At 71.7% G+C, this 18,586-nt stretch carries 19 protein-coding genes and 1 pseudogene; 8 read left to right on the top strand and 12 right to left on the bottom strand.

Features of this window, described 5'->3' with window-relative positions:
- The first annotated feature begins 16 nt into the window (after positions 1–16).
- The gene (locus AC4IJH_RS19415; protein ID WP_490853028.1) at positions 17–805 is read left to right on the top strand and encodes a dioxygenase family protein; all 789 of its coding nucleotides are present in this window, start codon (positions 17–19) and stop codon (positions 803–805) included.
- Positions 802–1,380, top strand: coding sequence for a protocatechuate 3,4-dioxygenase subunit alpha (gene pcaG, locus AC4IJH_RS19420; RefSeq protein WP_490853029.1), 579 nt, complete (start codon positions 802–804; stop codon positions 1,378–1,380). Before AC4IJH_RS19415 ends, pcaG begins: the two co-directional genes overlap by 4 nt.
- 90 nt (positions 1,381–1,470) lie before the next feature.
- On the opposite strand, the gene AC4IJH_RS19425 is transcribed toward pcaG, so the two are convergent.
- From AC4IJH_RS19425 to AC4IJH_RS19445, 5 genes are all read right to left on the bottom strand, one after another.
- The gene (locus AC4IJH_RS19425) at positions 1,471–1,926 is read right to left on the bottom strand and encodes a (2Fe-2S)-binding protein (RefSeq protein WP_490853030.1); all 456 of its coding nucleotides are present in this window, start codon (positions 1,924–1,926) and stop codon (positions 1,471–1,473) included.
- A 48-nt stretch (positions 1,927–1,974) separates the two neighbouring features.
- Positions 1,975–4,395: a xanthine dehydrogenase family protein molybdopterin-binding subunit gene (locus AC4IJH_RS19430; RefSeq protein WP_490853031.1), complete on the bottom strand. Its 2,421-nt coding sequence runs from the start codon at positions 4,393–4,395 to the stop codon at positions 1,975–1,977.
- Positions 4,396–4,728: 333 nt separating this feature from the next.
- Complete coding sequence (locus AC4IJH_RS19435; RefSeq protein ID WP_490853032.1) at positions 4,729–5,673, bottom strand: amidohydrolase family protein; 945 nt, start codon at positions 5,671–5,673, stop codon at positions 4,729–4,731.
- Positions 5,674–5,807: 134 nt separating this feature from the next.
- Positions 5,808–6,281 (bottom strand): aminoglycoside 6'-N-acetyltransferase, encoded by a 474-nt coding sequence (gene aac(6') / locus AC4IJH_RS19440; RefSeq protein WP_490853069.1) that lies wholly within the window; start codon positions 6,279–6,281, stop codon positions 5,808–5,810.
- A gap of 52 nt (positions 6,282–6,333) precedes the next feature.
- Complete coding sequence (locus AC4IJH_RS19445) at positions 6,334–6,684, bottom strand: hypothetical protein (RefSeq protein WP_490853033.1); 351 nt, start codon at positions 6,682–6,684, stop codon at positions 6,334–6,336.
- 304 nt (positions 6,685–6,988) lie between these two features.
- Here AC4IJH_RS19445 and AC4IJH_RS19450 point away from each other — a divergent pair.
- Positions 6,989–7,596, top strand: a pseudogene (locus tag AC4IJH_RS19450) (nucleotidyltransferase family protein).
- Here AC4IJH_RS19450 and AC4IJH_RS19455 read toward each other — a convergent pair.
- Positions 7,585–8,019, bottom strand: coding sequence for an ATP-binding protein (locus AC4IJH_RS19455; protein WP_490853034.1), 435 nt, complete (start codon positions 8,017–8,019; stop codon positions 7,585–7,587). The pseudogene AC4IJH_RS19450 and the gene AC4IJH_RS19455 overlap by 12 nt on opposite strands.
- A gap of 189 nt (positions 8,020–8,208) precedes the next feature.
- Between AC4IJH_RS19455 and AC4IJH_RS19460 the strand changes: the two genes are divergently transcribed.
- The 3 genes from AC4IJH_RS19460 (at position 8,209) to AC4IJH_RS19470 (ending at position 10,664) form a co-directional block, all read left to right on the top strand.
- Positions 8,209–9,090 (top strand): helix-turn-helix domain-containing protein, encoded by an 882-nt coding sequence (locus tag AC4IJH_RS19460; protein WP_490853035.1) that lies wholly within the window; start codon positions 8,209–8,211, stop codon positions 9,088–9,090.
- Positions 9,091–9,285, top strand: coding sequence for a DUF397 domain-containing protein (locus AC4IJH_RS19465; RefSeq protein WP_490853036.1), 195 nt, complete (start codon positions 9,091–9,093; stop codon positions 9,283–9,285).
- A gap of 470 nt (positions 9,286–9,755) precedes the next feature.
- Positions 9,756–10,664, top strand: a complete 909-nt coding sequence (locus tag AC4IJH_RS19470; RefSeq protein WP_490853070.1) for a nitroreductase/quinone reductase family protein — start codon at positions 9,756–9,758, stop codon at positions 10,662–10,664.
- A gap of 45 nt (positions 10,665–10,709) precedes the next feature.
- Here the strand turns inward: AC4IJH_RS19470 and AC4IJH_RS19475 are convergent, their stop codons facing one another.
- The 4 genes from AC4IJH_RS19475 to AC4IJH_RS19490 form a co-directional block, all read right to left on the bottom strand.
- The gene (locus tag AC4IJH_RS19475; RefSeq protein ID WP_490853037.1) at positions 10,710–12,008 is read right to left on the bottom strand and encodes a nucleotide disphospho-sugar-binding domain-containing protein; all 1,299 of its coding nucleotides are present in this window, start codon (positions 12,006–12,008) and stop codon (positions 10,710–10,712) included.
- A 240-nt stretch (positions 12,009–12,248) separates the two neighbouring features.
- Positions 12,249–13,421: an NAD(P)/FAD-dependent oxidoreductase gene (locus AC4IJH_RS19480; RefSeq protein WP_490853038.1), complete on the bottom strand. Its 1,173-nt coding sequence runs from the start codon at positions 13,419–13,421 to the stop codon at positions 12,249–12,251.
- Positions 13,418–13,618, bottom strand: a complete 201-nt coding sequence (locus tag AC4IJH_RS19485; protein ID WP_490853039.1) for a ferredoxin — start codon at positions 13,616–13,618, stop codon at positions 13,418–13,420. Before AC4IJH_RS19485 ends, AC4IJH_RS19480 begins: the two co-directional genes overlap by 4 nt.
- Positions 13,619–13,646: 28 nt before the next feature.
- A complete protein-coding gene (locus AC4IJH_RS19490; protein ID WP_490853040.1) occupies positions 13,647–14,888 on the bottom strand; it encodes a cytochrome P450 in 1,242 nt (413 codons plus the stop codon).
- A gap of 131 nt (positions 14,889–15,019) precedes the next feature.
- On the opposite strand from AC4IJH_RS19490, the gene AC4IJH_RS19495 reads away from it, so the two are divergent.
- Positions 15,020–15,676 (top strand): TetR/AcrR family transcriptional regulator, encoded by a 657-nt coding sequence (locus tag AC4IJH_RS19495; RefSeq protein ID WP_490853041.1) that lies wholly within the window; start codon positions 15,020–15,022, stop codon positions 15,674–15,676.
- Positions 15,677–15,694: 18 nt separating this feature from the next.
- On the opposite strand, the gene AC4IJH_RS19500 is transcribed toward AC4IJH_RS19495, so the two are convergent.
- Both AC4IJH_RS19500 and AC4IJH_RS19505 read right to left on the bottom strand, forming a co-directional pair.
- Positions 15,695–16,987 carry an MFS transporter gene (locus tag AC4IJH_RS19500; protein WP_490853042.1) on the bottom strand — a complete coding sequence of 431 codons (1,293 nt, stop codon included), beginning with the start codon at positions 16,985–16,987 and terminating at the stop codon, positions 15,695–15,697.
- Positions 16,981–17,463: a hypothetical protein gene (locus tag AC4IJH_RS19505; RefSeq protein WP_490853043.1), complete on the bottom strand. Its 483-nt coding sequence runs from the start codon at positions 17,461–17,463 to the stop codon at positions 16,981–16,983. The genes AC4IJH_RS19500 and AC4IJH_RS19505 overlap by 7 nt, the downstream gene beginning before the upstream one ends.
- Positions 17,464–17,582: 119 nt before the next feature.
- Between AC4IJH_RS19505 and AC4IJH_RS19510 the strand changes: the two genes are divergently transcribed.
- On the top strand, positions 17,583–18,503 hold the full coding sequence (locus AC4IJH_RS19510) for a LysR family transcriptional regulator (protein WP_490853044.1): 921 nt from the start codon (positions 17,583–17,585) through the stop codon (positions 18,501–18,503).
- Positions 18,504–18,586: the final 83 nt, after the last annotated feature.

Below are 18,586 nucleotides of genomic sequence, written 5' to 3' on the forward strand. Positions count from 1 at the left end.
GACACAGACTCACCCCATGCCCACATCACCGAACCCGTACGACCTCGACCGCGAACTGGCGGACCTCCAGGGCGCTTCCGACGAACAGCGGGCGGGCGCCACCCCGTACCGCGAGCACCCCTTGCGCCGGCCCGCCCACCCCCTGGTCGCGGTCGGCGTCTTACGCGACCCGGAGGCCGTGGAGGCGACAGGGCCGGTCTTCGGGCCCGCCGACGTCGCCCCGCTGGACCACGACCTGACCCGGCAGCACACGGGCGAGGCGTCCGGTGAGCGGATATCCGTGTCCGGAAGGCTGCTGGACAGCCGGGGACGGCCGGTGGCCGGACAGCTCATCGAGGTGTGGCAGGCCAACGCGTCCGGGCGCTACGCCCATCAGGGCGACCGGCACCCGGCCCCGCTCGACCCGCACTTCACCGGCTACGGGCGGCTGCTGACCGACGCCGCGGGCCGCTACCGCCTGATCACCGTCAAGCCGGGTCCGTACCCGCTCGGCGGTCCCGGCGACGGCTGGCGGGCCGCGCACATCCACTTCTCCGTCTTCGGCACCGCCTTCACCCAGCGCCTGGTGACCCAGATGTACTTCCAGGGCGACCCGCTGCTCGCCCACGACTCGGTCCCGCACGCCGTCGCGGACCCCGCCGCACGGCAGCGCCTGGTGGCCGCGTACGACCCCGCGCTCTCCCGGCCCGAGGACTCCACCTCCGGCTACCGCTGGGACATCGTCGTGGACGGCCCGTCCGCCACCTGGCGCGAAGCGTCCGCGGCGTTCGAGGACTTCGAGGAGTTCAAGGGGGGCGCCCGGTGACGGCCACGCACCCGGGCCCCACGCCCTCCCAGACCGTCGGCCCCTTCTTCGGGCTCGCGCTGCCCTTCCCCGGCGGCGGCGAGGTGGCCCCGCCCGGCCACCCGGACACGATCACCTTGCACGGCCAGGTCCTGGACGGCGCCCAAGAGCCCGTACCCGACGCCCTGTTGGAGTTCTGGCAGGCCGCTCCGGACGGCTCGCTCGCCGGTGCGCCCGGCTCCATGCGGCGCAACGCGGCCGACGGCTCGGCGGCCGGCCGAAACGGCGTGGACTTCACCGGATTCGCCCGCGTCGCCACCGACGCCGACGGCCACTACACCCTGCGCACCCTGCCACCGGGCGCGCCCACCGTCCCCTACCTCGGCGTCTGCGTCTTCGCGCGCGGGCTGACCCGCCACCTCTTCACCCGCGTGTACTTCCCGGGCGGCGGCCGGGACGCCCTGCTCGCCGGGCTGCCCGAGGAGCGCCGCACAACGCTCGTGGCACGGCGGGAGGACGGCGCGGCGGCGGGCGTGTACCGGTTCGACGTACGGCTCCAGGGCAGCGGCGAGACGGTGTTCCTGGCCTTCGAGTGAGACGGGCCCGGGCGGGTGAGGGCCGCCGGTGGGTGCGCCGGGCACCCGAGCGCCCGGCCGCCCGGCGCACCCGCCCCACCCCGCCCCGCCTCACATCCGCGCGGCCGCCGCCTTGATGGCCTCGCGGATACGGAAGTACGTACCGCAGCGGCAGACGTTCTCGATCGCGTCGATCTCGGCGTCGGTGGGGTTCTTGGTCCGCTTGAGCAGGGCGACCGCGGCCATGATCTGGCCGGGCTGGCAGTAACCGCACTGGGCGACGTCCTGCTCCAGCCAGGCCTCCTGGACCGGGTGCAGCTTCTCGCCGTCGGCCAGGCCCTCGATGGTGGTGACCTCCTTGCCGACGGCGTCGGCGACGGGGACCACGCACGGGTTGACGGCCTCGCCGTCCAGGTGGCTGGTGCACGCCTTGCAGACGTCGATGCCGCAGCCGTACTTCGGGCCGCGGATGCCCAGCAGGTCGCGCAGCACCCACAGCAGGGGCAGGTCCGCCGGGGCGTCGACCGTGACGGGCTTCCCGTTCACGGTAAAGGTGTGTTGGGGCAACGGAACTCCTCGGGCTCCTCGGGCAGGCGGCAGGGGTAAGGGGCGCACTCAGCGCGGGAACGGTTCGAAGTCGACCTCGAAGTTGACGGGGAAGCTGCGCGGCCGGGTGCCGGTCGCCCGCGCGTACGCGTTCCCGATCGCGCCCACCGCCGCGGGCACCCCCAGCTCCCCCACCCCACCGGGCCGCCCGCTGGAGGGCAGCACGTCGATGCGTACCTCGCGCGGCGCGTTCTTCTGGCGCGCGTAGTGGAACTGGGAGTAACTGCCCTCCAGGGGAAGGCCCTTGTCGAAGTGCAGCCCGGCGCTCAGCGTGGTGGAGATCGCGTCCGTCAGCCCGCCGAGCATCTGTGCCTCGATGCCGCGCGGGTTGATCGCCCGGCCGACGTCGACCGCGATCACCGCCTTGGTCACCCGCGGCGCCTTGGGGTCACGGGCGTCGATCTCGACCAGGCAGGCCGTACAGGACTTGTACTCCGCGTGGAACCCGACGCCCTGCGCGTATCCCTTGGGCATCTCGCGCCCCCACTGCCCCGCCTTGGCGACGTGGTCGAGCACCGCCCGCTGCCCCTCGTCCTTGAGGAAGACCCGCCGGAAGTGCACCGGGTCCATCCGCAGCCGCGCGGCCAGTTCGTCGGCGAACATCTCCTCCGCGCCCCGGGCCGCGGCCGAGTAGACCGAGCGCCAGGAGCCGGTGTGCATCCGCAGCGGGACCTCGTGCAGGGACTGGTGGGCGAGGCCGAAGGAGTACGGGGAGCGCACCGTCAGCCCGAACATCACCTGCCCGAACGCCATGTTGCCGCCGGGCAGCTGGGTGATCCCGGCGCTGATCGCGTCGCCGATCCCGTGCCCGAAGTCGGTCTCGACACAGGCCATCCGGTGCTCGTAGCTGAACACCGCGCCCGCGGCGAACACCGCGCGCAGCTTGTGGTGGCTGGGCGGGCGCATCCGGCCGTGGCGCATGTCGTCGATACGGGACCACATCAGCCGCACCGGCCGCCCGACCGCCTTGGAGACGAGGGCCGCCTCGACGGCCGCGTCGAAGAACAGCCGCCGCCCGAAGGAGCCGCCCGCCTGGACGACATGGAAGTCGACCTTGTGCGCGGGCAGTCCGATCGCCTTGGCGACCTCGTCGCGCGCGATGATCGGCGACTGCGCGGCGGTCCAGATCGTGGCGCGGTCGGCCCGTACGTCGGCGACCGCGCTGTTGGTCTCCAGCGGGGCGTGGCTGACGGGCGCGAAGTCGAACTCGGCGTCCAGGTGCGGACGCAGCAGGGCCGGGAGGAAGGAGCCGGTCGCCGCCCGCAGCCGCTTGCGGATGCCGTCGTCGGACAGGTCGTCGATGGTCCCCTTGCCCCACTCCACCTGAAGGGCGTTCTTCCCGGCGAGCGCCTGCCCGAAGGTCTCGGCGACGACGGCGACGCCGCTGGGGACGACCGCCAGGTCCAGGACGCCGGGCAGGGCGCGTACCGCGGCCTCGTTCTTGACCTTGCGCACGGTGCCGTTGACGGTGGGCGGCCGCCGGATCATGGCCGGTTTCGCCCCCGGCACGTCCAGGTCGAGGGTGTACTGCTGCTGGCCGGTGACCATCGCGCGGGCGTCGATCCGGCCGGTGGGCCTGCCCACGAGACGGTGCTCGGCCTCGGGCTTGGCGAGGGCGTCGGCCCGGCGGGTGGCGTCCTGCACGTCCTTGGCGTCCGGCTTGGCGTGCTGGGGGGACCTGACCCCTGCTTCTCCCGCTGCCTTCAGGCCGCGCGTACCGGGCGCGGCCGCTGCCGCCGCCAGGGACCCGTACGAGGCGCTGCGGCCGTCCGGCCCGATCACCGCTCCGTCGCGGGTGGACACCCCCTCGGCGCCCACCTTCCACTCCCGTACAGCGGCCGCGATCAGCCGGGTGCGGGCCGCGGCGGCGACCGCGCGTACGGGGTCGTACAGCGAGCGCACCGCGTTCGAGCTGCCGGTGAACTGGTTGAACAGCAGCTCGGGCCGGGCGCCCTCCAGCTCGACGCGCACGTTGGCCAGGGGCGTGTCCAGCTCCTCGGCGATCAGCATGGCGACCGCGGTGGTCAGGCCCTGGCCGACCTCCGCCCTGGGCAGCCGGAAGCGCACCGTGCCGTCCTCGGCGACCTGAAGCACCAGCATGTGCGCGGTCGGCAGGCCCGCGACGATCAGTACGTCACCGAGGTCGGGCAGCGACAGCAGCTCGGCCCCGTCCGCTGCCGGGGCCGCCACCGCCTCGGTGGCGGGGCCGAGTTCATCGGCCCCGACCCTGGCGGCGAGGGCCAGCGTCGGGGCGGCGACCAGAAAGGTGAGAATCCGCCGCCGGCCGATCCCGGGGGCGGGATCGGGGCCGGGGCCGGGATCGGGATCGGGATCGGGGCCGGTGGCGGGAGCGCTACCGGGCTCGGCACCCGGCCCCCCTTCGCCGTCCCGCCGTCTCTCGTCCGCGCTACTACAACTCGGCTTTGCCATGGAGTCCGCTCCGCTGTCGGTGTCGGTGCCACATCCTGACCGCGCTCACCAGCAGCACGGTAGTGAACAATCCGGTCGGCTGTACGACGCCGACGCTTCGGTGGCCGGGATCACCATGACGCACCCACCCACCCCGGACGCCACGAACACGCACACCCCATCGGCCACTTCTACGCCCCGTCCGGCCTCGCACATCCCCACCCGGCCGCGCCCGGCCACACCCGGCTCCACCGAGCCTCGCGCAGCTGCTCCCGGCCTCACCCAGCGAGCCGTCCGCCGAGGAACGCGCCCAGCCGGCGAGTGAGCCGCCCCGCCCCCGGCCGCCCGGCCCTCTCACATCCCCAGCAGCGCAGGCGCGTTGAGGTCCAGTACGGACCGGGCGTCCTCGCCCGGCAGCGCGTCCTGCACGTAGGACACGGCCTCGCGGAAGGCCTCGCCGCTCTGGTACGGGAAGTCCGTGCCGAGCAGCAGCCGGTCGGCGCCGAAGGAGTCGGCGGCGGCGCGCAGCGCGGGCAGGTGGCCGTGCGCGACGGTGTCGTACCACATGCGGCGCGCCGCCAGGGCGGGCCGCTCAGGGGTGCCGGGTGCCTCGTGCCCGTACTGGCGGTCCAGGCGTCCCAGCAGCATCGGCAGCGCGCCGCCCAGGTGCGAGTTGATGATCCTCAGGCGGGGGTAGCGGCCGGGAATCCCGGCCAGGATGAGCTGCACGGCCGCGATGGTGTCCTCGACCGGCGCACCGACCATCCACCGCATCCGGTGCTCGGCGATCATCGGCGTGCCCGCCGCGCAGCCGGACGGGTGGAGGTACAGAACGCTCCCCCGCCGCTCCAGCTCCGCGAAGACCGGAGCGAACGCCTCGTCCGCGAGCGAACCGCCCAGCACATCGGTGGTGACGGCCGCCCCCACCATGCCCAACTCGTCCATCCCGCGCGCCAGTTCCGCCAGCGAGGCGTCGATGTGCGGCAGCGGCAGCGCCACGAAGGCGGCGAACCGGTCGGGGGGCTGCCGCGCCCGCGCCAGCTCGGCGTACAGGTCGTTGATGTGGCGCGCGGCGTGCACCGCGTGCTTCTCATCGGCGAAGTGCGGCACCTGCGGCGTGGCCGACAGCACCTGCCGGCCGATGCCCGCCGAGTCCATCAGATCCAGCCGCGCCCGCAGCTCCCCCTCCGCGGCCCCCGCGCCCATGCCCCGGTGCGCGGAGGTGTCCCCCCGCCCGAAGGACTCCAGCAGGTCCAGGTACTTCGGGGTCCACAGGTGGGCGTGTACGTCGATGCGCATGGACCGGCTCCCAGGGTGACGGGCGGGTGCGGGCCGCCGCCCCCACCGAGTTCAGGACACACGTACGGTACGTACGCCCCGGCCATCGCACCCCAGATCAAGCCACTGCGCCGCGGCCAGTCCGTCCGCAACGGCTAGATCAGCTCATCCGCCAGCAGATCCATCATCAGCCCGTCCGCCCACCGGCCGGTCCGGTGGTCGCGCCCGTACGCGCGCATGACGCCCACCGGCTTGAACCCCACCTTCTCGTACGAGCGGATCGCCGCCGCGTTGGCCGCGGCGGGGTCGATGGTCAGCCGGTGGTGGCCGCGCTCCTGGATCAGCCAGCGCGCCAGGGTCCGTACGGCGTCGGTCCCCAGCCCCCGCCCGTGGTACGCGGCCGACACGAACACATCGATGCTCGCGTGCCGGTAATCGGGGTCCTCCTCCTCGTCGAACTGGATCGCCCCGATCACCTCCCCCTCGAACTCAATGGCCAGCATGTCCTCGTAGTCCTCCGGCGGCGCCCACCAAGCGGCCACCTCGGGCTCCCTGACGATCCCGTCGAGCCTTGGCACGTCGGCCTGCCCGGCCGCCCTCAACTCGACGTACGTTCCGCGCAGTTGAATTCCCACGCCACCATTCTCCCCCGGGCCGGGCCGCCCTGCTCCCGCACCCCGCTCACGGAGTGTTGATATTGATCACAGCCCAGGCCCCGGCGAAGTCCTTCACCTGAAGCCAGGTCCGCCCCGCCTTGCTCCCCTTGCATCGGATATACACCTTCGCCTCGCTCTTCCCCTCCCGCACCGCCTCATAATTCTTCGCGTCATTCACACACGCCCGATCCACGAAGACGTAATTCTCGTCCTTGGCGAAATCAGCGAAAATCTCGGCGCACGGCACACGCCAGGGGTTCACCCGCATCTCCGGCGCCGCCAGCATGCACGCCTTCGCCGCGTTCCGCTCGGCCATCGCCCGCGCGAACTCCTGCGCCGCCCCGACGGGCCCCGGCGGCGGAGGCGGCGTCTCCACGGTCGGCCCACCACTGGGCGGCCCCACCTCCGGCGAAGCGGAAGCCGATGCCTCAGCCGATCCCGAGGCGGAAGCCGAGGCCGAAGCGGAAGCCGAGGCCGGAGCTGAAGCCCGCCCCGCCCCCTCCCCCTTCGGGCCGGCCTTCCCCTCCGCCGAAGAGGAACCATCACACCCGGCAACACACAGCACCGCGACGGCAACCGCCGCAGCCCCCCACACTCTCTTCATGATCACGTCATCACCCTAGCCCGCCCCACCCCCGAGCGAACGGGCCCCCAGCCCCTGCCAGAGGCGCCTGACACCCATGAAAGGTGACCGGCCACCTCCCCTCGACGACCAACTCGCCGCCCTGCGCACAGCGCTCTCCCGCAACGACGTACTCCTGGAGGTCCTGAGCCGGACAGCGACGATGCAACTCCCCGGCTGGTACGTCACGTCCGGGTGCCTCTTCCAGACGATCCGGAACGTCGTCACACACCGCCCGCCGACCCACGGCATCAAGGACTACGACGTCTTCTCCTTCGACGACACCGATCTGTCCTGGAAAGCCGAGGACGCGGTCATCACCACAGGAAGCGAAATCTTCCGCGGCCTCCCCGCCCAGGTCGAAATCCGCAACGAAGCCCGGGTCCACCTCTGGTACGAGCAGAAATTCGGAGCCCCCTGCACCCCGCACACCTCCACGGAGTCGGCCATCGACCGCTTCGCCGCAACAACCTGCTGCCTGGGCATCCGCCTCAAACCCGACGGCCAGTGGCGCGTCTATGCGCCGCACGGCCTCTCCGACATCTTCAACCTCGTCATACGTCCCAACCCGGTCCTCGCCCCCGGCACGTCTACGAGACGAAAACCGCCCGCTGGAAACAGCAGTGGCCCGAACTCACCGTCCTCGACTGGCCATCACCCCCCTGACCCCGACCGGCGCTCCACCTCACACCACACCGTCTTGCCGACGCTCCGCTCACACACGCCCCACCGCACCGAGAACTCCCGCACCAGAAACAGCCCGCGGCCGTACGCGTCCTCCGGCCCCGCCTCACGCGGACACGGCAACCGCTCGCCGCGCGCGTCGGTCACGGCGATCCGCAGCACCGACTCGGTGAGCGTGATCCGTACGCGCACGAGGCGGCCACGCACACCCCCGTGCAGAATCGCGTTCGTCATCAACTCCGACAGCAACAGCCGTGCCTCACTGATCAGTTGCTCGCACCCCCACTCCCCGACGAGCCGCGCGGCCCGACGCCGGGCCAGACCGACGCTCTTCAAGTGCGGGGTGTAGTCGAGCACGTCCTCGTGAAGGACGACTTCCGCCGGGTCATGTGGGGCGATCATCATCGGCCACCTCCGGGTCAGGACAGCGCACACCACTGCACCAACTGGCGCCGCTGCGCGAGTAGTTCATCACGGACAGTAGACACCGAACCGCACTCGATTCAATTCGACTCAGGAAACTTTCACTCTAGCGAGTTGCGTACGCACCGTGACCAACCGCAGACTGAGCGCCTCCCGAGGAGGATGGGCGGCATGGAACGGAACCAGTCAGCACCGGGCAGCACGGCCTCGACCGTGTTGGGACGAAGGCTCGGAGGGGAACTCCACCGGCTACGCACGGCAGTTGGCCTGACGCAGGGCCATGCGGCGAAAGCTCTCAGCGCCTCCACCGGCAAGGTGGCCAAGATGGAGAGCGGCTCGGTCCCCATCCGCGACCCTGACATCCGCGCACTGTGCGATCTCTACGAAGCGACGGCGCCGGAAGTGGTGGGCCCTCTTCTGGAACTGGCCCGGCTGGATCGCGAACGGCGTAAGGCCAAAGGCTGGTGGCACAGCTACCCGTTCCACGGCACCATGAAGGAATACGTCCCCCTGGAACAGGCCGCCACCGCCGTCAAGACGTGGCAGATCATGTACGTACCGGGGCTTCTGCAGACCGCGGATTACGTCCGCGCCATCCGCAAGACTGCCAACCGTGGTGAACGTCATGACGAGGACGAGAAATTCGTATCAGGGCGGCTGGAACGACAGCGGCTCCTACGCGGCCCCTCCCCACTGCGCCTGTCCGCAGTGATCCATGAAGCCGCCCTGCGTCACAACCTCGGCGATGAGGACATCATGCGTGGGCAGTTGGACCATCTCCGCCGCATCGGCCGCGAACCGAACGTCAAGATCCAGGTCTATCCTTTCAGCGCGGGTGTAACCTCCGGCCTTGCCGCCGCCTGCAACGTGATCTCCTTCGCCGAGCCCGGCGCACTGGACGTGGTCTACGTGGAAATCCCCTTCGCTTCGCGCTGGACCGAGGGAGGCGAAGCAGCGAAGCAGTACGTGCGACTCTACGAAGATCTGGCCGAGCAAGCACTGGACGAGGCGGATTCCCAGTCGTTCATTGCCGCCATCGCCAAGGAACTCTGAATGCCCCAGACGTTCATCTATCACAAGTCCAGCTACAGCGGCCCCAACGACGAGTGCGTCGAGGTGGCCACCAACACCCCCGACACCGTCGCCGTACGCGACTCCAAAGACCCCGACGGACCGATACTCCGGCTCGGACCGGGCGCCTGGGCAGCGTTCCGCAACGCCGTCGCCCAGGGCCGGTTCGGGCGCTGAGGGAGTGGGGCGGCGGGTGGGCGGCGGGGCCTTTGGGGCGTGCCCGGGCGCCGGGTTCGGGGTGGATGATCTTGTGCGTTGACAGTGGGGCGGGTGGCTGGTTCTAATGAGGGTGTGCGGCGTGACGTCGGCCAAAGAGCAGTGGGCCGGCCGGCAGTCGGGCCAGCACCTCATTCAAGGGATCAGGCCTTGAACTCACACTTCGCGCTACGTACTTGACGCCTTTCGCGCGTCCTTGAGTACGTCCACGCCTCGTACGCAACAGCCCTGCGCAGAGCGCCCCGTGCGGCGCCGCGTCGAGTGCTGTCCTCCATCACCACATCACCGCGGCCCGGTCGCGGGCCCACACGTTCCTGGAGAGACGACTCCGCATGCCCCCATCCGTTAATTCCGCCAGTACCGCCAATCCCGCCAATCCCGCCAGGTCCGCCAGTACCGCCAGGTCCGCCAGGTCCTTCAATCAATCGGTCATTGATGAATTCCGGGCCAACGGCGGGAAAGTCGGTGGCCCCTTCGAGGGCGGCGACCTTCTGCTGTTGACCACCACCGGCGCGAAGTCCGGCAAGCAGAGCACCACTCCGCTCGGATACGTGCGCGACGGCGAGCGGCTGCTGGTCGTCGGGTCCAACATGGGCGGACCCCGCCATCCGGACTGGTACCACAACCTGCTCGCCCGCCCCATCGTGCACGTGGAGATCGGAACCGAGACGTTCGAGGCGATCGCGGTGCCCGCCGAGGGCGAGCGGCGCGAGCGGCTGTTCGCGCAGATGGTGCAGGCGGTGCCGGGCTACGGCGACTACCAGGCGCGGACCGAACGGGTGCTGCCGGTGGTGGTGCTGGAACGGCCCGCGCACGAGGCCGAGGCGCCGGCCGAGATCAGCAGCCTGGCGGACAAGCTGCTGTCGATCCACATCTGGCTGCGCGGTCAGCTGCGGCACGTACGCGAGGAGACGGAGGCCCACTTCGCCGCGCGGGCGGCCCACCAGGGTCCGGGGCTGCCGCCGGCGCCGGGCCTGGGCCTGCAGATCCGGCAGCACTGCCTGGCCTTCTGCGACACCCTGACGTTCCATCACACCAGCGAGGACGACCACCTGTTCCCGGGGATCGCGCGCTACCACCCCCAACTGGCGGACGTCTTCGCGCGGTTGCGCACCGAGCACCACAAGGTCGCGGGCATCAAGGAGGGGCTGATCGCGCTGCTGGCGGACGTCGGCGACGCCGAACCCGAGCGCTTCCGGGCCGAGCTGGAGCGGATGTCGCAGGAGCTGACGGCGCATCTGGACTACGAGGAGGAGTGGCTGCTGCCCGTCCTCGCGGAGGTCCCCTGGCCGCCGGGCCCGCCGGCGCCCGCCGCGGGGGCCGGCAGCGCCACCGCCTGACGGCGCAGCGGGTGGGGCGGCCCCACGACGAGGGCCGCCCCCCGGTCAGTCCAGAGCGGCCACCAGTTCGGCTATCGCGTCGAACGGCCGGTACGCGGCGAGTTCGTCGCTCAGGGCGCGGGCACGGGCACGGTACGCGGGCTCGTCGAGCACCCGGCCGACCGCCGCGCCGACCTCGTCCTCGGTGGGGCACGCGGTGCGCAGATCGACGCCGGCGCCGCTCCACTGCACCCGCGCCGCGACCTCGGGCTTGTCCTCACTGGCGCCGCCGACGACCAGCGGTACGCCGTGGCGCAGCGCGGTGTGCACCCCGCCGTAGCCGCCGTTGCTGACCAGCACGTCCGCGTGCGGCAGCAGCCGGTCGAAGGGAACGTACCCCGCGGCCCTGACGTTCGCGGGCAGTTCGCCGATCAGCGCGGTCAGGGCCTGCGGGCCGTCGCGGCGGGCGGTGGCGGCCACCACCAGGACGTCGCGGTCGGCCAGCGCTCGTACGGTGGGGACCACCAGCTCGGAGAGGTCGTCGTTGGCGACGGTGCCCTGGGTGACCACCACGACCGGGCGGCCGTCCTTCAACTCGGGCCACCAGGCGGGCAGTTCGTCGCGCGCGCCGACCGGGTTCGGCAGCGCGCCGATGTAGCGGAACGAGGCGGGGGCGTCGCTGCGCGGGTACTCGAAGCCGGGCACGGTCAGCTGGAGGTAGTGGTCGGGCAGGGTGACCGCCAGGTCGCCGCCGTGTCCCGGGGGCAGGGTGATGCCGATGCGCGCGAAGACCTCGGCGGCATGGCGCCGCAGCGGCTCGGCGCGCTGTACGGCCTCGGCGTTCAGCGCCCGGTTGCGGGCCCGGCCCTCCTCGTCGCTGCGCGGCGGCAGCGTGAGCCCGAACGGCGCGGTGTCCACGCTGTGGAACAGCGGCAGGGTCACGCCGACGCCGATCACGGCCGGGCGCTCGGCGCGCGGCCGGGCCAGCGCGAGCGCCAGCGCGCCCTGGAAGAAGCTGTCGCTGAAGACGGCGGTGGCGGGGAACTCGGCCAGCAGCGCGTCCAGGGCGGCGTACTGCGCGGGCACGGGGTCGGTGAAGATGTGCCGGACGTCGAAGGCGAGCCGCGCCGGACCGGCCGGGACCAGTGCGCGCTCGGGGAAGTGCTCGTCCAGCTTGCGGTCGTCGAAGTCGGCCTCGTCCGGCAGCGGTACGAAGCGCGCGCCGACGGCCTCGGCTTCCCCGGCGAACCGGGAGCCGCCGAGGAAGGCCACCTCGTGGCCGCGGGCGACCAGGTCGGCGGTGATGGCGAGCAGTGGCGCGGTGTGCCCGTGCGCGGGCACGGCGGCGGTGATGATCCTGGACATAGGAGACCCCCCGGTCGTGGTGAACGTGCGGTCCGGGCGCCCGGCCCGGACATGTGGTCCAGACCAGACCCTAGCGGACGATCTTCGCGCGTCGTCCTGCGACTTGGGGGCCTCCGGGGCAGGCCCGCGCCCCTCAGGGGCAGCACTTCGTGCCCCTGAGGGGCGCGGGGAACTGCGCGACCGGCCACGACGCACTGCGGTCGACGCACCGCAGTGCAGAGACCGCACCCCGGCCCAGCATCAGACGCTCACCACCCGCTCCACGAGCAGCTCGCGGTAGCGCCGCAGCGCGGCAGGGCTGTTCCACGTGAGGAGTCCGGTCACCCGGCCCCGGTGGCGGTAGAGGACGGCGAAGCGCTCGTCCTCGATCGCGCCCTCGGCCACCTGAGCCTCGGCGCCGGGCGGGATCAAGCCGTGGACCTGGATCCGGGCGCCGAACTGGTCGGTCCAGTAGTACGGCAGGGGTGCGTACGCCTCGTCGGCGCCGAGCAGGTTGCGGGCCGCGGTGACGGCCTGCTGGGCGGCGTTCGTACGGTGCTCCAGGCGCAGGCGTGTGCCGTAGCGCGGGTGGGGCCAGCTCGCCGCGTCGCCTGCGGCGAAGACGCCGGGCGCGGCGCGGCAGCGGTCGTCGCAGTGGATGCCGTCGCCGAGCGGGAGCCCGGAGCCGGCCAGCCAGTCGGTGGCCGGGCGGGACCCGATGGCGACCACGACCACGTCGGCGTCCAGCGCCGTACCGTCCTCCAGCCCGACGGCGGTGACCCGCCCGTCGCTCCCGGTCAGGCAGGTGACGCCGACGCCCGTTCGCAGCTTCACCCCGCGGCTGCGGTGCAGCGCCGCCAGGCGAGCGCCGACCGCCGCGCCGAGCCGGTGTTCCATCGGCCCGCCGGACGGCCCGACGAGCGTGACATCGGCGCCCGACTCCCGTGCGGTGGCGGCTATTTCCGATCCCAGGACCCCTGCGCCGACCACTACGGTGCGCGGCCCGTCCCGCAGCCGCTCCCGCAGTGCGAGGGCGTCGTCGAGGGTGTGCAGGACGTGGACGCCGGCCAGGTCGTGTCCGAAGGGCAGGCGGCGCGGGGTCAGCCCGGTGGCCAGGATCAGGGCGTCGAAGCCGACGCGGTCCGGGCCGAGTTCGACAGCGCGGCGGGCGAGGTCGAGCCCGGTGGCCGCGCGGCCCAGGCGCAGGTCGATGTCCAGGCCCGCGTAGTGCTCGGCCGGGCGCAGGGTGGGGCGGTCCGGTAACCATCCGCCGGACAGGACCTGTTTGGACAGCGGTGGCCTGTCGTACGGGAGCAGGGCCTCGGCGCCGATGAGGGTGAGCGCGCCCGCGTACCCCTCCTGGCGGAGGGTCTCGGCCGCCGTGAGCCCGGCGGCCGACGCCCCCACGACCACGACGCGTTCGGGCCGGGTCACTGTTCGGTGAGGGTGATGGCCAGAGCCGGGCAGACGCGGGCGGCCCGGCGTACGGACTCCTGCTCCCCCTGTTCCAAGGCGCTCTCGCGCAGCAGGACGACCATGCCGTCCTCCTCGCGCTGGTCGAAGAACTCGGGCGCGTGCATCACGCACTGGCCCGAGGCCACACAGATCTCGTCGTCGGCTGCGATACGCATATCGATCAACTCCTCCCGAAGGGGCGGGTCAGGACCAGGTCACGGGCAGGGACAGCAGCCCGTACAGGGGCTCTCCGTTCTTGAAGGGGATCTCCTCCAGCGGCACCGCGGGCCGCAGTCCGGGGATCCGCCGCAGCAGGGTGGCGTAGACGACCTGCAGCTCGATACGGGCCAGCGGCTGGCCCAGACACTGGTGCGGCCCGAACCCGAAGGTGACGTGGTGGCCCGCGTCGCGCCGGATCTGCAGCTCTGCGGGGTCGGGGAAGACGTCGGGGTCGTGGTTGGCCGAGGCGGTCAGCGCGACGAGGGCCTCGCCTGCGCGGATGAGCTGCCCGCCGATCTCCAGATCCTCGGCGGCCACCCGGACCGTGACGTACTCGGCGATGGACAGATAGCGCAGCAGTTCCTCGACGGCGCCGGGGGCCAGGTCGGGGTTCTCCCGCAGGGCGGCGGCCTGTTCGGGATGCTGCAGCAGGGCGAGGGTGCCCAGCGAGATCATGTTGGCGGTGGTCTCGTGCCCGGCGATCAGCAACAGGCGGGTGGTGGCCAGGAGTTGGTCGCGGTCGAGCCGTCCGGCGCGCTGCTGCTCGACCAGGTGGCTGATGATGTCGTCGCCGGGGGTGCGCTCCTTCACGGTGACGAGCCGGTCGAGGTAGCCGTCCAGTGCGTTCAGCGCGGCGCTCTTCTCCTCGCCCGACGCATCCAGCGAGATCAGGGTGCGGGTCCAGCCGTTGAAGGAGCGCTGGTCCTCCTCCGGTACGCCGAGCAGCCAGCAGATCACCGTGGAGGGGACCGGCAGCGCCAGCGCCTTGACCAGGTCCACGGGCCGGGGCCCGGCGAGGATGCGGTCGATGTGCTCGTCCACCAGGTGCTGGATGGCGGGCCGCAGCGCCTCCATCTTCTTGACCATGAACTCCCGGGTCACCGTGCGCCGCAGCGCGGTGTGCACGGGGGCGTCGGTACGGATGAAGCCCTGGCCCGGGCCGGACGTCCCCCGCTGCTCGACGACCGATTTGCGCAGCGCGCGGGCCGCCGGGGTGACGGTGGGGAAGTTCGGGTGCATGCCGTCGGAGCTGACCCGCGGGTCGCGCAGCACCGCGCGCACGTCGTCGTACCCGGTGATCAGCCATACGTGGCTGCCGTCCCACAACTGGGCGCGGGTGACCGGCGTGTGGTCCCGCAGCCCCTCGTACTCGGGCGGCGGGGTGAAGGGGCAGGCCGCGGACCTGGGGATGGGGAAGGTGAGGGTTTCCGGCTGGAGTTGCGTCATCACACACCTCTGTCGAGAGCGGGAGAACGGGCCGAACCAAGAAAACGAGGAGGGCTCCTCGCTTACCTTTCGACGGTAGCACGAAGCGAGGAAGCCTCCTCGTTTTTTTCGGAGATGGGTACGGTGGGGGCATGAACGCGCCACAGGACCAGCAGCCCACACTGCGCCGCGACGCCCGGCGCAACCGGGAGAAACTGGTGGAGGCCGCCCGGGCCGTCTTCGCCGAGCAGGGGCTGGGCGCCTCGCTCAACGAGATCGCGCGCCGGGCCGGCGTCGGCAATGTCACCCTCTACCGGCACTTCCCCACCCGGGAGGCGCTGGCGGAGGCGGCGGTGGCACAGACCGCCGCGGAGATCAGCCACTTCGTCGAGGAGTCGCTGACCGCCGAGGACGCCTGGGGCGCGCTGGTGACGTACGTGGAGCAGCTGTGCGACCTGGTCGCCACCGACCGCGGAATCAACGACCTGATGGTGATCGGCGTACCGGCCTCGCCCTCCCTGGAAGCCATAAGGGACCGCAACCGCGAAATGATCCGCGTCCTGGTGCGCCGCGCCAAGGCCCAGGGCCGTCTGCGGGCCGATGTCGCCGCCGAGGACTTCATGTTCATCATGGCGACACTGAGCAGGACGGTGCCCGCCTCCGAGGCCGTGGCCCCGGGGACCTGGCGCCGCCACCTTTCCATCCTGCTGGACGCCTTCCGTACCGGCGAGCGCAGGACGCCGCCCGGGACTCCGCTCGACGCCGATCAGCTGACCCGCGCGGTCAAGGGAGTCGGCTTCGCGAAGTAGGGCCGGGGCAGCGGGACTTCACGGCTTCGCGGCCGCCGGCGCGTTCAGCTCCGGGGAGCGCAGGACCCGCAGCAGCGGGACGGCGGTCAGCGCGGTGAGCAGCGCGGCCAGGGCGAACACCGGGCGCGGCCCGGCCAGTTCGACCAGTACGGCGGCCAGCGCTGCGCCCAGCGGCATACCGCCCCAGCCCACGAAGCGGATGGCGCCGCTGATACGGCCGAGCCGTTCGCCGGGGACCAGGCGCTGGCGCAGCGAGATGACCACCACGTTCCACAGCCCGCTGCCCAGCCCGCCGATGAAGGTGGCGCAGGCGATCGCCGCGACATGGGCACTGGCGGCGGGCGTGCCGAGCATGATCACCCCGGCCACCACGTCCGCGGCCAGGATCCACCGGATGCCGACGGCACGTACCAGGCGCGGCGCCAGCGCGGCGCCGACGACGGCACCGGCCCCCAGCGTCGTCAGCAGCAGTCCGTAGCCGGTCGGGGTCAGACCGACCGGACCCTGGACGGTGTAGACGACCAGTACGGCGAGCCAGGCGCTCCAACAGCCCGCCATCACCGTGCTCATGAGCGTCAGGGTGCGCAGCGGCCGGTTGCGCCACAGGAGGCGCAGCCCGCCGGTGAGCGGATGCCGCTCCTTGTCGCGTACGGCGCCGCCATCCTCCCGTACGGCCTCCTCGGCCACCGGCCGGAACCGCCCCCGCAGCACCAACAGCGCCCCCGCGGCGGCCAGATAGAGCCCGCCGGTGCCGCTCACCGCCCACACCGGGCCGATCGCGATCAGCAGCCCGCCCAGCGGCAGCCCCACGAACTCGTTGAGCACCGATTCCGTGCCGCGAATCCAGGAGTTGGCCCACTCCAGCCGCTCGCGCGGCACCACGGAGGGGACCAGCGCGGTCATCGCGATGTCCGCGACGGCCTCACCGACCGCGAGACACACGGCGACCAAGTACAGGACGAAGAGGGTGGTGAGGGGGGACGCGCCGAGGAGCAGGGCGGCCAGGAGCACGGCCAGCGCCGCCGCCCGCAGCAGGTCGAAGGCGATGATCAGGCGCCGCCGGTCCAGGCTGTCCACGAGCAGCCCGACCAGCAGCGGGGCCAGTGCCCACGGCAGGGTGTGGGCCAGTTTCGCCCCCGCCACCAGGCCGGAGGAGGTGGTCAACTGCACGGCGAGCAGCGGGATCAGGGCCAGGACCAGGCCGTCGCCCAGGTTCGCGGCGGCCGTCGCCGCCCACAGGCGCGCGAAGACCCGGCCGCCCCGGTGGGTACCGGGACGGCCGGGCGTGCGACGCGCCGCCGGGGTCAGCACAGAAGCGCGAACGTGGCGCGCGTGAAGATGCCTTCGCCGTGGGCGCGGACACTGTGGGCGAACGCCGCGCGCGCATTGGCCGGTTCGGGCGCCGTGGTGGGCGACCCCATGGGGAACCTGGAGAGCAGACTGCGCACCTGCTCGCCGACGCAGTTGATTCCCTTGTTCTTCAGGATGGTCTCGCCGATCTCGCCACTGGCACCGTCAAGGGACGTGCCCGACCACTCCGATACCTCGTATTCCTTTCCTTCGACCTGCTCGAAGAAGCGGATCTGGGCCCGCCCTTCGCTCTCGGTAAGAAGTGCGAAGATACGGCGCTCGGTCAGCTCCATGTTGAGGCTGTCCATCTTGCGCAGGATGGATTCCGGGTCGCCGTAGAGGTCATGGACTTCCGGTGTCCAGGAGTACTGCCTGCAAGGACCCGCTAAATCCGACGCTTCCCGCTGCCGCGTGGCCTGCTGTTCTTCGACGTTCATGGAAGATCCTCTTCCTCTCCTGCCGACCGGCTGCCGGATGGGGCAGCCGCCCCCCAGACTTCTCTCTCTGACGCGAAAGCACAATTGCGGATTCCGCATGGCTGCTATACGTTCCGGGCATGCGTGACGTCCATCGCTTGCGCGTACTCGTCGAGATTGCCGACCGTGGGTCGATGTCGGCGGCGGCCAGGGCGTTGTCGTTCAGCCAGCCGGCCGTGTCACGGCAGATCGAGGCGCTGGAGCACGAGGTGGGCGCGCAGCTCGTGCAGCGGCTGGGCCGGGGCGTCCGGCTGACCGAGGCGGGGCTGCTGCTCGCCGACCGGTCCCGCGAAATCCTCTCCCAACTCGACGCCGTACAGCGGGAGTTGCACGGGCTGAACGGGTTGCGCTGCGGACGGCTGCGGTTCGGCGGCTTCGCCAGCGCCAACGCGCTGCTGGTGCCCGCGTCGCTGGCCCGCTTCGCCGAGCGCTATCCGGGCGTACGGATCTCCCTGTCCGGAGCGACCACCCGCCACCACGCGGCGGACCTGCGCTCCGGGCTCCTCGATATCGCGCTGCTCACCGGCTGGGATCTCACCGACGAGGAACTCGGCGGGCTGGAGATCGTACCGCTGCTGGAGGACGAGGTATTCGTCGCCCTCTCCCGCGAACGCCCTTCGGCGCACGGCGAATTCTCCCCGTACGATCTCGCGGAGGAATCCTGGATCGAGGGTGCCCATCCGGACTGCCTCGGCCCGCGACCGGAATTCAGCCATGCGCTGGGATTCGACCCGCGTATCCATTTCCGGGTGGCGGACCGCAGCGCGGTGGACCGTCTGGTGGAGCTGGCAGCGGGCGTCACGCTCATTCCCGGGCTCGCCGCGGCCCGCAGTGACGGACGGGTCGTCCTGCATTCCCTGGACGGCCTCTTCCCGCCGCGCCGGGTGTATATCGCGCTCCCCGAGGGCCATCCCTCCCCGGCCGCCGAACCTCTCATCGACATGCTCCTGGGAGTCGCCCGCACAGAAGGCGCGCTGCTCTCCGCCACGGTCATCAACTGACCGTAAGCAGCCGCCCGCCCGAAGGAGCCTGAAGGAGCCGGAAGGAGCCGAAAGGAAATCGCCGGAAGGAAATCGCCGGAAGG

Source organism: Streptomyces sp. UF-297, from assembly GCF_058245575.1.

Coding starts and splice junctions, on each gene's coding strand:
- AC4IJH_RS19415 (WP_490853028.1), top strand. CDS start 17: ATGCCCACATCACCGAACCCGTACGACCTCGACCGCGAACTGGCGGAC.
- AC4IJH_RS19430 (WP_490853031.1), bottom strand. CDS start 4,395: ATGGCAAAGCCGAGTTGTAGTAGCGCGGACGAGAGACGGCGGGACGGC.
- AC4IJH_RS19435 (WP_490853032.1), bottom strand. CDS start 5,673: ATGCGCATCGACGTACACGCCCACCTGTGGACCCCGAAGTACCTGGAC.
- AC4IJH_RS19455 (WP_490853034.1), bottom strand. CDS start 8,019: ATGATGATCGCCCCACATGACCCGGCGGAAGTCGTCCTTCACGAGGAC.
- AC4IJH_RS19460 (WP_490853035.1), top strand. CDS start 8,209: ATGGAACGGAACCAGTCAGCACCGGGCAGCACGGCCTCGACCGTGTTG.
- AC4IJH_RS19465 (WP_490853036.1), top strand. CDS start 9,091: ATGCCCCAGACGTTCATCTATCACAAGTCCAGCTACAGCGGCCCCAAC.
- AC4IJH_RS19475 (WP_490853037.1), bottom strand. CDS start 12,008: ATGTCCAGGATCATCACCGCCGCCGTGCCCGCGCACGGGCACACCGCG.
- AC4IJH_RS19485 (WP_490853039.1), bottom strand. CDS start 13,618: ATGCGTATCGCAGCCGACGACGAGATCTGTGTGGCCTCGGGCCAGTGC.
- AC4IJH_RS19490 (WP_490853040.1), bottom strand. CDS start 14,888: ATGACGCAACTCCAGCCGGAAACCCTCACCTTCCCCATCCCCAGGTCC.
- AC4IJH_RS19495 (WP_490853041.1), top strand. CDS start 15,020: ATGAACGCGCCACAGGACCAGCAGCCCACACTGCGCCGCGACGCCCGG.
- AC4IJH_RS19505 (WP_490853043.1), bottom strand. CDS start 17,463: ATGAACGTCGAAGAACAGCAGGCCACGCGGCAGCGGGAAGCGTCGGAT.
- AC4IJH_RS19510 (WP_490853044.1), top strand. CDS start 17,583: ATGCGTGACGTCCATCGCTTGCGCGTACTCGTCGAGATTGCCGACCGT.